Origin of the sequence: Flavobacterium sp., from assembly GCF_043778725.1 — a bacterium.
GTDB lineage: Bacteria > Bacteroidota > Bacteroidia > Flavobacteriales > Flavobacteriaceae > Flavobacterium.
In genome coordinates this window covers 17529-30738 of sequence record NZ_JAYWFT010000138.1, presented here as the reverse complement: position 1 = coordinate 30738, position 13210 = coordinate 17529, and the positions used below count along the sequence as shown (strand labels likewise).

Here is a 13210-nt window from a genome sequence, read left to right as displayed (position 1 = left end):
ATTGCTTTATCTTTTTTGAAGTAACAAATATGACGATTGAATATGTCTTTTGTTACCAAAGAATTGTTAAATATTTAAGTTTGACTTTGATAAATTTAAATAGTTTAATGTACTTTAGCATCACGATGAAATATATTTTATACCTATTGGTTTTTTTAGCTTCAAATTTTAGTTTTTCTCAAAACGACAAACTAAAACTTACTAAAATTGATTCCATTTCTATTGAAGCGGATGCCTTTATTGGCTATGATGGTTTTGGAAATTATTTTTACACAAAAAACAATGTAATTTATAAAAAAGCAGGAACCTCTAGTGTTCAATATCAAAATCTCTCTTTGGGAAAAATAACCAAAGTTGATATTTTAAATCCGTTAAAAGTAATTGTTTTTTACGAAGGATTTAATTCGGTTATTGTTCTTGACAATCAACTAAATGAAATTCAAAAAGTAGATTTTTCCTCATTAGAAACTCCAGTTGTAGCATCTGCAATTGGAATTTCTGGACAAAATAAACTTTGGGTTTTTAACACTTTAAATCAGCAAATAGGATTGTACGATTTAAACACTGCAACGTATCAAAATTTGGGAATGCCAATACGAGACGGAATTAGTTATTATCAAACCGATTTTAATTATTTTCAATGGATTGACAAGCAAAATCAGTGGAATATTTGCACTATTTATGGTAGAATTTTTCAAAATGGCAAAGTAGAAAATGCCACCAACTTACAACTTTTACCTGAAAATAAAGTTTTATTTATAGATAAGGAAAAACTATACCTGAGAGACCGAAACATTGATAAACGCTATCAAATTGAAATTGTTGAGAAATCGTTTAAAAAAATTTATTACAAAGACCAAATTTTATCTATTTTTACCGACAAAGGAATTACAAATTATAAAATCATACTACCATAATGCACATAGCAGTAGCAGGAAATATAGGCGCAGGAAAGACAACCTTAACACGTTTTTTAGCAAAACATTTTAAATGGGAACCCCATTTTGAAGATGTAGTTGACAATCCATATTTGGATGATTTTTACCATCAAATGGAACGCTGGTCGTTTAACTTACAGATTTATTTCTTGAACAGTCGTTTTCGTCAAGTGCTACAAATTCGCGAAAGCGGTAAAAAAATCATTCAAGACAGAACGATTTATGAAGATGCACACATATTTGCACCCAATCTTCACGCCATGGGATTGATGACCAATCGTGATTTTGAAAACTACAAATCGCTGTTTGAATTGATGGAAAGTTTGGTAGAAGCACCAGATTTATTGATTTACTTAAGAAGTTCAATTCCAAATTTAGTTGGGCAAATTCACAAACGTGGTCGCGAATATGAAAATTCAATATCTATTGATTATCTAAGCCGATTAAACGAGCGTTACGAAGCATGGATTACAACTTATGACAAAGGAAAACTATTAATTATTGATGTTGATAATATAGATTTTGTAAATAATCCAGAAGATTTAGGAATGATTATCAATAGAATTGATGCCGAAATAAATGGACTGTTTTAAATATTAGAAGTAAAAAAAAGCACACGCTTTAGCAAATCAAGGTTGTCAGAAATGGCAACCTTATTTATTTAATATCAATTTTAACAATTGAATTTCTAATCCATCTGCAAGATCAGAATCATCAATAATTGCAGACGAATGAAACCAATTGGCTTTAGTTTCTTGATTGATTAAATCAATATTATCAGATCGCATTCCGCCACCAGGCATTATAACTATTCTATTGCCAGCTTTTTCAACCAATTCAGTTAACTGATTAATTCCTTCAACAGCATTTTGGGCTTGACCCGAAGTTAAAATAGTTTGAAAACCACATTCAATGATTTCTTCTAATGATTTAAGAGCATCAGAAACCTCATCAAAAGCACGATGAAAAGTACATGGAAATGGTTTGGCTAAAGCTACTAATTCTGTATTTCTTTCAACATCAATTTCATTATTTTGATTTAAAATACCAAAAACAAAACCATTTACTTTCAATGATTTACTATGTAGAATATCCAATTTCATTTGAGAAAACTCTTCGTCTGAATAAACAAAATTTCCTCCTCTTGGACGAATCATTAGGTATAAATCTATAGCAACTAATTTTCTTGTATTAATTATGTCTAATGCTTTTGGAGTTGTTCCTCCAACTGCGATTTCGTCACAAAGTTCTATTCTGTCAGCTCCATTTTCTTGAGCAACTATTGCTGATTCTAAATTGAAGCAAGCGATTTCGAGTTTGTTCATTATTTCAAAAAATAATTTGCGTCAACTAATTTATTTCCAGAAGCATCGTTTACTGCATAATTGAAGCCGCCTTGGATGCAATAGGCACCATATTCACCTTTTTTATTTAAAGCAATAAATCCGACTTGAATATCTTTAAGATTTTTATTTCTGTTTTTAGTCAATTTCACAATTCTGGAAACAGCTTCTTCACAAGCTTTTTGAGGTGATTTTCCTTGACGCATTAGCTCAACAACCAAATGACAGCCAGCAATTCTAATTACTTCTTCGCCATGACCGGTTGCAGTTGCTGCACCAATTTCGTTATCAACATACAATCCTGCTCCAATAATTGGTGAATCTCCTACGCGTCCGTGCATTTTATATGCCATTCCGCTTGTGGTGCATGCTCCAGATAAATTTCCGGCACTATCCAAGGCAATCATTCCTATAGTGTCATGATTTTCGATGTTGGCAATTGGTTTGTATTGACTGGTTTTGAGCCATTCTTTCCACTCTTTTTCTGAGGCTTCTACCAATAAATTTTCTTTGGTAAAACCTTGCGAAAGCGCAAATTGTAGCGCACCATCACCAACCAACATTACATGCTGCGTTTTTTCCATAACGGCTCTTGCTACAGAAATAGGATGCTTAATATATTCTAGACAAGCTACTGAACCAATATTGGAAAACTCATCCATAATGCAAGCATCCAGAGTCACTCTTCCGTCTCTATCTGGTCGTCCGCCATAGCCTACGCTTCGTTCTGTTGGATCACCTTCTGGAATTTTCACACCAGCTTCAACCGCATCTAAAGCGCGTCCGTTATTTTTTAGAATTTCCCATGCTGCACCATTAGCTTTTACTCCAAAATTCCAAGTTGAAAGTACAATTGGTTTGTTTACTTTTCCATCAAAAACAATAGAATTTTCTTCTTCTTGAGATTTAAAAGAATTTAATGCTAGTGCTATAGAACCAACAGTTGCGGTTTTTATAAAATTTCTGCGATTTGCCATATTTTCTATTTATTCAACTCCAATTTCATCTACAAATAACCATGCGTTAGAACCTGCGCCTGGATTTCCATCTGGAATTCTTCCGAAATTAGTTGCTATTACCTTTACGAATTTTGCTTTTTTAGAAATATTATTTACTGTTACTTCACCTTTCATTTGAACTATTTCTTCCGATGAAACTTGTTTAGCGCTTTCAAAATTAATTCCATCATTAGAAACTAAAATTTCAATATTCTTTGGGAAATAAATCCAACTTCCTTCATTTTCTAAAAAGCTAATTATGAGTTTATTTATTTCTTCTGTTTTTCCAAAATCGATGGTTGCTATTAAATCTTTTCCTGAGAATCCTAACCAATCTCTACCAAATTTTTGACGATCGCCAATTATTCCATCTACCAAAGTAAAAGCACCACTGGCTGGATAACTTTCGCTTACTGGATTGACCAATGTTGTTTTTTTTCCTGTTGCTTTATTTACAAAAAATGATTGCTCAATTAAAGCACTTTTCTGCTGCTTGTCTTCAAAATAAGCTGCTTTTATTGTTTGACTTTTAGTGATTTTAATAGGATTTTGATAAGTAGCAGCATTCCAATCGGGTAATGAGCCGTCAGTTGTAAATCGGATTCCGTCATTATTTTTAGACGATTTTAAAGAAAACAACAAACTATTATCAACTTCAGACTGATTTACTTTGGATGTGATTTCGAAAAAAGCTTTGCTATAATTGATTCCTTTTTTATCAAAAGCCAAAAGCTGCTGTATCATTCTATCTTGAAAATCTTTATATTTTTCTGGGTTTGATGTTCCCCAAAGCACTTCAGAAAGTGCTAACATTCTAGGAAAAATCATGTATTCTACTTTTTTCTCATCATTAATATATTCTGTCCAAACGTTACCTTGCGCACCTAAAATATATCTTGATTCCTCTGCCGTTAACTCTTTTGGAATTGGATTAAAACTGTATACTTTTTCTACTGTTGTAAATCCGCCAATTGCCAAAGGTTCATTTTTGGGTTCGCCTTGATAATGGTCAAAATAGCAATAAGAACTTGGTGTCATCACAACAAAATGTTTTTGTTTGGCAGCTTCAATGCCACCTTTGGTTCCACGCCAACTCATTACAGCTGCATTTGGAGCCAAACCACCTTCAAGAATTTCATCCCAACCAATTATTTTTCTTCCTTTACTGTTGACGAATTTTTCAATCCTTTGAATGAAATAACTTTGTAATTCGTGTTCGTCTTTTAGTCCTTCTTTTTTTATTAGAGCTTGACAATTAGGACATTTTTTCCATCGTGTCTTTGGACATTCGTCGCCACCAACGTGAATGTATTGCGAAGGAAATAAAGCCATTACTTCAGTTAAAATATTTTCAAGAAAAGTAAATGTTTCCTCTTTTGGACAAAAAACATCATCTAAAACACCCCATTTTAAAGCTACTTCAAATGGTCCGCCTGTACAAGAATATTCTGGATAAGAAGCCAAAGCAGCAACGGCATGTCCTGGCATTTCTATTTCTGGAATTATTGTAATGTGACGCTTTGTTGCGTAGGCTACAATTTCTTTTATTTCTTCTTGGGTATAGAATCCGCCATAGCGTATGTCATCAAACTTTTGTTCTCTGTAATGACCAACCATTGATCCTTTTCTCCAAGCTCCAATTTGGGTAAGTTTTGGATATTTTTTAATTTCTATACGCCAACCTTGATCGTCTGTTAAGTGCCAATGAAAAGTATTCATTTTATACATAGCCAGATAATCAATATACTTTTTGATGAATTCTTTTGGAAAGAAATGTCTAGCGCAATCAAGATGCATGCCGCGCCAAGCGAATTTAGGTTCGTCATCAATTTTTAAACAAGGAACTTTAATTTGAGTTTTTAAATCGGATGGTAATAATTGTAAAAATGTTTGAATTCCGTAGAAAAAACCTTCGTCGGATTCTGCTTGAATGATTGCTTTTTTATTTGAAACATCAAGATGGTATTGCTTACTATCACTAATTACAATCGATTCAACTACAAAACTTAGTGCAATCTTAGAATTGGCATTAGTGTCTGGTAGAATTGTCAAGTCCAATCCTGTTATTTCTTTAATTTGTGCTTTAAGATAATTGGCTTCGAATGTTTTTTCATCGGCTTGTATAACGGTTTCTTTAGTTATCACAAAAGAACCTTTTTCTATTTGCACCGAATTGGGATAAGGAATTAAAGGCAATTGGGTTTGTGAAAATCCGATATTGAAAATTAGCAATAAAAATGCTGTAGCTTTTTTAGACATGAATTTGGTATTTATCAATGGCTAAATTTACATAAAAAAAGTCAAAAAAAAATGCCTCACTTTCGCGAGGCATTTTGGTATTATTTATTTGAAAAATTATTTCAAAGCATCAATTTTAGCTTTTACTTCAGCTTCTGTACCTTCAAAAGTTTGAGTAGCAGAAGTACCATTAACATTAGTTGTAACAGTAGCTTTAGCTTTTCCATCGGTGTTTGTAATTTCAACTCTAACATCTTTAGTCAATGTTTTTGAACTTGCTGTCATATCTACGCAAGATGTTTTCTTTACAAAGTTTCCATTGGCATCATAGTGAGACATACATTCTGCTTTTTCTTCAGCATTACAACCTTTTTCGTCGCACATTGCTGCACATTCGTCTTTGGTCATTGTTGCCATTTTAGACATATCACATTTAGATGTTACAGCTGAATTTTCAGTTTTAGCATCCGTTGCACAACAAGCGGCTTTATCAGCAACATCGGAATGGTTACCGCTTCCTAATATTGGAGCAATTACTAATCCAATTAAACAAGTTAATTTTATTAAGATATTCATAGATGGTCCAGAAGTATCTTTAAACGGATCTCCAACAGTATCTCCAGTTACAGCCGCTTTATGCGCATCAGAACCTTTGAAAGTCATTTCACCATTAATCATAACTCCAGCTTCGAATGATTTTTTAGCATTATCCCAAGCACCACCAGCGTTGTTTTGAAACACAGCCCAAAGCACACCAGAAACAGTAACTCCAGCCATATAACCACCTAACATTTCTGCGATTAACATATTGTTATCACCATAAACTAATTTTCCTAAAAGAACAATTGCAATTGGGAAGCCAATGGTCATTATTCCTGGTAACATCATTTCACGTAATGCTGCTTTTGTAGAAATATCAACACATTTAGCATATTCTGGTTTTCCGGTTCCTTCCATAATACCTGGAATTTCCTTGAACTGACGACGTACTTCATAAACCATATCCATTGCAGCTTTACCCACAGAGTTCATTGCTAAAGCAGAGAAAACTACAGGAATCATTCCACCAACAAATAACATTGCTAATACTGGAGCTTTGAAGATATTGATACCATCAATTCCTGTAAAAGTTACATAGGCAGCAAATAAAGCTAACGATGTTAAAGCAGCAGAAGCGATTGCAAAACCTTTTCCTGTTGCAGCAGTTGTGTTACCAACTGAATCCAAGATATCTGTACGAGTACGAACTTCTTTAGGTAATTCGCTCATTTCAGCAATTCCACCAGCGTTATCAGAAATTGGTCCGAAAGCGTCGATTGCTAATTGCATTGCAGTAGTAGCCATCATTGCAGAAGCAGCAAGAGCAACTCCATAAAATCCTGCTAAGGCATATGTTGACCAGATTGCTCCGGCAAATAATAAAACGGTTGGGAATGTAGAAATCATACCAGTAGCTAGACCAGCAATAACGTTAGTTCCTGCACCGGTAGATGATTTTTGTACAATTGCCAAAACTGGTTTTGTACCTAAACCTGTATAATATTCGGTTACTGATGAAATAGCTCCACCAACAAATAATCCGATTAGAGTAGCATAAAAAACTCTCATTGAAGAAATATCTTTTAAACCTTCACCAAAGAAAGTCATCTTCATTGTTGCAGGCAACATCCATTTAACCAAGAAGAAACAAGCAACAGCGGTTAATAAAATAGAAACCCAGTTTCCGATATTTAATGCTTTTTGAACTTGAGCTTCTTTAGCATCATCGCTAGTTATTTTCACTAACATTGTTCCTATGATAGAGAATAGAATTCCGAAACCTGCGATTGACATTGGCAACAATATTGGTCCAATTCCGCCAAAAGCATCAGCAATAATTCCGCCCATATCTTTAATAACATAGTTACCAAGAACCATAGCGGCAAGAACAGTTGCTACATAAGAACCGAATAAATCGGCACCCATACCAGCAACATCACCTACGTTATCTCCAACGTTATCTGCAATTGTAGCAGGATTTCTTGGATCATCTTCTGGAATTCCAGCTTCAACTTTTCCAACTAAATCGGCACCAACATCGGCAGCTTTAGTATAAATACCACCACCAACTCTTGCGAATAAAGCGATAGATTCTGCACCAAGAGAGAAACCAGCAAGAGTTTCTAATAACTTAGTCATGTCTTCTGTGTTCGTCCAAGCACCACCCATGAAAAGGTTGTACAATATAATAAAGAAACCTGTCAAACCTAAAACTGCTAAACCAGCAACTCCTAATCCCATTACTGTTCCACCACCAAAAGATACTTTTAGTGCTTGTGGTAAACTAGTACGAGCGGCTTGTGTAGTTCTTACATTAGTTTTAGTTGCGATTTTCATACCCATATTTCCAGCTAAAGCCGAAAAGAAAGCGCCAAAAACAAATGCAACAACAATTAATAAATGTGTTTTAACTCCTGGCAAGAACGTGATACCAGCTAAAACCACACTTGCAATAAGTACGAAAACTGCTAACAAACGGTATTCTGCTTTAAGGAAAGCCAAAGCACCTTCGTAGATATAATCTGAAATTTCTTTCATTTTTCCATCTCCAGCGTCTTGTTTTAGCACCCAAGATCTTTTGATTGCCATAAAAAGCAAACCAATGATTGCCATTATTATTGGCACATAAATCATAATTGATTCCATAAATATAATTTTTATTATAAATTTTATCGGAGGCAAAAATAACAAAATTTTAAGAACTTCTGCAACTTGAATGATTTTATAAAAATAAATGTGCTAATTTTGTATAGTTATTAACAAAATCTATCTAAAATTAAGATAATTTAAAATTGACAAACAACATGAATAAACTAAACTTATTATCCTTTAAGCCAATCAATACTGACTTTGGTCTATTGCTTGTTAGACTAATAATTGGAGTTTTAATGGCATTTTATGGTTATGAAAAATTAATTCATTTTGATGAAATGTCACATTCTGATTTTTGGGCTAAAAATGTAAGCTTCTTGGGAATGAACGGATCTTTTCCTTTGGCATTGACTATTTTCGCAGAGTTATTTTGCAGTTTATTATTGGTTCTTGGCTTATTTACTAGGTTGAGTTTGATTCCGCTACTTTTTACGATGGCTTATATTTTTCTTGTAATTTTTCCTTTTTCGATTTTAAATAAAGGTGACAATGGATACGAATTTAATACTCCCTTTGTGTATTTTATAATTTATCTAGGATTGTTTTTTACTGGTCCAGGAAAATACAGTTTAGACGCAAAAATTTTTAAATAATATAGATTTAAATTTTATTTAGTTTTAGTTTGCTTCGGCTTAATCTTGAGTCTTTTTTCTAAATAATAATGCCATATTGTGTAGGAAGCAAAAGTCCTGTAGGGCTTCCAGCTGTTAGACAAAACCTGCATTTCCTCTTGGGATTGGCAATTGTATAATTCTTTTAATGTGTTTTTTATTGCTATATCACCAAGCGGAATTATATCTGGAGATTGTAGGCAAAACATAAGGTATACTTCTATAGACCAATTGCCAACTCCTTTTATTGTTATTAGTTCGGCACGAATTTGTTGTTCTGTTTTGGAGGAGAAGGTTTCGAATTCTATTTGTTTGGCAATAACTTTTGCGGCTAAATCTTTAAGATAAATTATTTTTTGTCTCGAAACGCCACAATCTTTTAGCTCTAGATCATTGCAATTGTAAATTTTTATTGGTGTTATTGTTTCAAAATGTTTTTCGATTTTTAGATAGCATGCTTTGGCAGATGCAATAGAGACTTGTTGTTCTAGAATGATGTGACACATTGAGGCAAATCCTTCTTGACGTTTTTGGATGGTTGGATTTCCAAAATTATCTAGAATAAATTTTAGGGTTTGGTCTATAGATATTAAATGTGTGATTGCTTGTTGCATAGTTTAGCCCAGATAGAAATGAAAAGCCCGGAACGATAAAAAGTAGCTTTTCTTGGCATAAAAAAGCGACCAAAGGAAGCTCTTTTATGGTATAGAAAATCACTTTTTATGGTGAGGACTTGTAGTGGATAGCTGGAATGGCTTCTAGAAATAAAACCCAAATTCTCCTTTAATGGTGAAATTATTTGTTCCTGGAATGTCTCTGTAATTTCCTCTCCAACTGGCGTCTATTCTAAAAACTTTAAATATATTTCCTATTCCTACGCTGTATTCAAAATAGGGTGTCGTTGGCGCTTTATAGGCTAATCCTGAAGCGTTTAGCAGTATATTTTGATCGGAAATTGTTCCGTAAACGGTTCGTGCGCCTATTATTTCTCTCCAATTTAATTTTTTCATTATTGGAATTCGAGATAGCAATCTTCCTTGAAAATTGTGTTCCCATTGAAGTGTTGCGTATTGATCTGTCACGAATTCATAAAAATTGAGGTTACTAAAGGTGTTTCCGATGATAAAATAGGTTTGATTTCCTGGTATTATGCTCATTAATCCTAGAGGTACTTTTCCGTAAGTTTTGCCCAATTCCATTGTTAGATTTGTTCTACCTAAAGGCCCAATAAGTATGGGTTGCTTGTAGTACAATTGGAGTTTACTGTAGTCGAAATCGCTGTTTAGAAGTCCTTTAAATCCTTGGCTATAATTAATAAAAAACCTGCTGTATGGGCTATCTACACTCAATCGTTCTACTCCAAAACCTACTGATTTCTTTTTGGGTGTGAATTCTACTTGAAGGTTTACTTCTGACTGTTTTACTGAGTTTTTGGTTGTTGTGTGGCTATCGTCTGAAAAATAATCTAAGCTAAAAATGGGTGATGCCGACTCGAGTGTTCTGTAAGAAAATCCTGTTTGTATAATTAGATTTTTTAGTGGTTCAATTTCTATTGCTGCAGTTGTTAAATTGATATTAGTTAACTTGCCATTGCTACCCGAGCTGAATAAACTTGATGAGGCAAAGCTTCGTCCCAAAACATCGTTGGTTGTAGTTAAACTTGCTCCTATTTGTTCTATATCTCTTCTATTTCCTCCAGATAGTATGATTCTGTTTTTCTTGTCGATCATCCATTTTCCAGAGAGTCCATATTTAAATTTATTATCGTCAAATCCGTAGGCTGTATAACCTTGTAAACGCCACAAATCATTTGGACCAAAGTAAGTTCTTCCGCCTACTCTTAGTCGTATTCCTTCAACTTCATTGTATCCGAAGGCTGAAAAGATTGGTCCATAATCTATATGTCCTTTTTGAATATATCCGCTTCCTAGTATAGAGACAAGATTGTACATTTGTTTAAATTTCTTGACTGTTTTAAGTGTGTCAAGCATTTTATAAACGCCTATTTCGTCTTTATTGAGTTTTTCAAATCGATTTTTTTCCCAATAATCATCTTCTTTAGCATATACTGCATTATCGACAAAGTTTACTTCTTCTTTATAGAATTTGTCTGGTTTTATTTCGTTAAATTTATGATTTCTAACTAATGTTGTTCGTTTTCCATAAACGCCTTTAGATTCTTCTTTTTTGTTTAAAGCAAAATCTGACATCATATAATCGCGCGTTAACAAGAATACAGAATCGTTTACTACATCAAATTCTTGCTCGATGTAAATATCTTTAACCCAGTTGATATTGGCACTTTTAGAAACTGCCATGTTGATAGTCTTGATAGCATATGTGGAGTCATTAACCCAAAAATCTCCTTTAAATGTTAATTCGTTTTTTCGTCTTGGATAAAAAACAATATTATAACACCATTTATTGTCTATAAAAGAGCTGTCTCTAAGTACATAATTATAAACGTCAATTCCTGTTGTAGATAATGGGCTTGTAAAACTTTTATCAAAAAAAGTAAGGTGATTATTATAGATATTGTAATCGTTATATAAATCTTTTATAAATGTATTTACACCGTCACCATTACCTAATCCTGAGTTTTTATTGGCTTTTATTATAGATTTTTCTTTTTTTAATTTATTATCGCCATAAACGTCATACATAGATTCGTTGATAAAAATTGGCAAATAGGTTTTTCCTGTTACTTTGGATGTATCGACTTTATTGAAAACAAATTCCATTCCTTTAAAAATTTTTTGCTTCATGAAAGCGCTATCGATAGTGTTTAAATCAAATTCTACCTTTTCATATTTTTCATATTGGTACTGATCAAACATTCTAAGTCCGTTTTTTCTTTTTCGTTCCCAAATTTTTCTAAGAATATCTAGAGCAGGATTGTTTTTTTTGGATGTTTTTCCGTTATAAATTACTACTTCTTGAAGTACTTCTTCTTCGTTAAGTTGTAATTTTAAGTTGTAGGTAACTGATTTATCTAATTCGAAATCTTTAGTAGTATAACCCATAAAAGCTACCACAATAGCCGAATAATTCTTGGCTGATTCTATATAAAACTTTCCGTTTTCATCGCTTACGGTTCCTTCATTAGAACCTTTAAAAACTATATTTGCATAAGAAATTGGTTGATTTTTTTTATCAACAACTACACCACTAACTTTGGTTTGAGAGAAAGTAGCCTGTGCAAAAACAAGCAATAATAAAGGCAGAAAAAGTAGTTTTTTAAACATAAGGATATTCGTTGATAAATTGGTAAAAAAAAAGCTTCATCAAATTTTCTCTGATGAAGCTTCAAATATAATAGATTATCTTATTTGTACATTACTTTTTTGACAGCTTTAACAACATCAGAAGCATTTGGCAACCATTCTTTTAATAAAGTTGGAGAATATGGTGCTGGTGTGTCGGCAGTTGTAATTCTTTGAACTGGTGCGTCAAGAAAATCGAATGCTTTATCTTGAACCATATAAGCTATTTCTGAAGCTACACTTGCAAATGGCCAAGCTTCTTCAAGAACTACCAAACGGTTTGTTTTTTTAACCGAATTAATGATACAATCATAATCCATTGGACGAACGGTTCTTAAATCGATAATTTCACAAGAAATTCCTTCTTTAGCCAATTCATCTGCTGCAATAAAAGCTTCTTTAATTATTTTTCCAAAAGAAACAATTGTTACATCTGTTCCTTCTCTTTTTATATCGGCAACTCCAAGCGGAATAATATATTCTCCGTCTGGAACTTCTCCTTTATCGCCATACATTTGCTCGCTTTCCATGAAAATAACTGGATCGTTATCACGAATTGCTGCTTTTAATAAACCTTTGGCATCATATACTGTAGATGGAACTACCACTTTTAGACCAGGAGTATTTGCAAACCAGTTTTCAAAAGCCTGAGAGTGTGTTGCTCCTAATTGTCCTGCAGATGCTGTTGGCCCACGAAAAACCATTGGCATAGGAAATTGTCCTGCCGACATTTGACGCATTTTAGCAGCATTATTTATAATTTGATCAATTCCAACTAATGAAAAGTTGAAAGTCATGTATTCTACAATTGGTCGACAACCGTTCATGGCAGATCCAACCGCTATTCCTGCAAATCCAAGTTCGGCAATTGGAGTATCAATAACTCTTTTCGGACCAAACTCGTCAAGCATTCCTTTTGAGGCTTTGTAAGCTCCGTTATACTCGGCAACTTCTTCACCCATTAAATATATTGATTCATCGCGACGCATTTCTTCACTCATTGCTTCACAAATAGCTTCTCTAAACTGTATTGTTCTCATATAGAAATTTCTTTATATAAATTTTATGAAACGCAAAAGTAAAAATTAAAAATGATAAATTAATTTTTTGGAGCTATTTTATAATTTG

Annotated in this window: 10 protein-coding genes; 3 read left to right on the top strand and 7 right to left on the bottom strand. The window is 33.4% G+C overall.

The window, feature by feature from the left end:
• The first annotated feature begins 107 nt into the window (after positions 1-107).
• Positions 108-917 carry a hypothetical protein gene (locus tag ACH2CG_RS13130; protein ID WP_395065922.1) on the top strand — a complete coding sequence of 270 codons (810 nt, stop codon included), beginning with the start codon at positions 108-110 and terminating at the stop codon, positions 915-917.
• Positions 917-1531 carry a deoxynucleoside kinase gene (locus tag ACH2CG_RS13125; protein WP_395065920.1) on the top strand — a complete coding sequence of 205 codons (615 nt, stop codon included), beginning with the start codon at positions 917-919 and terminating at the stop codon, positions 1529-1531. Before ACH2CG_RS13130 ends, ACH2CG_RS13125 begins: the two co-directional genes overlap by 1 nt.
• A 60-nt stretch (positions 1532-1591) precedes the next feature.
• Here the strand turns inward: ACH2CG_RS13125 and ACH2CG_RS13120 are convergent, their stop codons facing one another.
• The 4 genes from ACH2CG_RS13120 to ACH2CG_RS13105 all read right to left on the bottom strand — a co-directional run bounded on the left by ACH2CG_RS13120 (position 1592) and on the right by ACH2CG_RS13105 (position 8202).
• Entirely contained in the window at positions 1592-2263 is a 672-nt protein-coding gene (locus ACH2CG_RS13120) for a copper homeostasis protein CutC (protein WP_395065918.1), read from the bottom strand.
• Positions 2263-3258 (bottom strand): isoaspartyl peptidase/L-asparaginase family protein, encoded by a 996-nt coding sequence (locus tag ACH2CG_RS13115; RefSeq protein ID WP_395065916.1) that lies wholly within the window; start codon positions 3256-3258, stop codon positions 2263-2265. The genes ACH2CG_RS13120 and ACH2CG_RS13115 overlap by 1 nt, the downstream gene beginning before the upstream one ends.
• 9 nt (positions 3259-3267) lie before the next feature.
• The gene (locus tag ACH2CG_RS13110; protein ID WP_395065914.1) at positions 3268-5538 is read right to left on the bottom strand and encodes a family 20 glycosylhydrolase; all 2271 of its coding nucleotides are present in this window, start codon (positions 5536-5538) and stop codon (positions 3268-3270) included.
• 96 nt (positions 5539-5634) lie between these two features.
• Positions 5635-8202 (bottom strand): sodium-translocating pyrophosphatase, encoded by a 2568-nt coding sequence (locus ACH2CG_RS13105; protein WP_395065912.1) that lies wholly within the window; start codon positions 8200-8202, stop codon positions 5635-5637.
• Positions 8203-8360: 158 nt separating this feature from the next.
• Between ACH2CG_RS13105 and ACH2CG_RS13100 the strand changes: the two genes are divergently transcribed.
• Positions 8361-8801 carry a DoxX family protein gene (locus tag ACH2CG_RS13100; RefSeq protein WP_395065910.1) on the top strand — a complete coding sequence of 147 codons (441 nt, stop codon included), beginning with the start codon at positions 8361-8363 and terminating at the stop codon, positions 8799-8801.
• A 14-nt stretch (positions 8802-8815) separates the two neighbouring features.
• On the opposite strand, the gene ACH2CG_RS13095 is transcribed toward ACH2CG_RS13100, so the two are convergent.
• The 3 genes from ACH2CG_RS13095 to ACH2CG_RS13085 all read right to left on the bottom strand — a co-directional run bounded on the left by ACH2CG_RS13095 (position 8816) and on the right by ACH2CG_RS13085 (position 13122).
• Complete coding sequence (locus ACH2CG_RS13095; protein WP_395065908.1) at positions 8816-9433, bottom strand: DNA-3-methyladenine glycosylase family protein; 618 nt, start codon at positions 9431-9433, stop codon at positions 8816-8818.
• 144 nt (positions 9434-9577) lie between these two features.
• Positions 9578-12064, bottom strand: coding sequence for a DUF5686 family protein (locus tag ACH2CG_RS13090; protein WP_395065906.1), 2487 nt, complete (start codon positions 12062-12064; stop codon positions 9578-9580).
• An 80-nt stretch (positions 12065-12144) separates the two neighbouring features.
• On the bottom strand, positions 12145-13122 hold the full coding sequence (locus ACH2CG_RS13085; protein WP_395065904.1) for a pyruvate dehydrogenase complex E1 component subunit beta: 978 nt from the start codon (positions 13120-13122) through the stop codon (positions 12145-12147).
• Between the last annotated feature and the right edge of the window lie 88 nt (positions 13123-13210).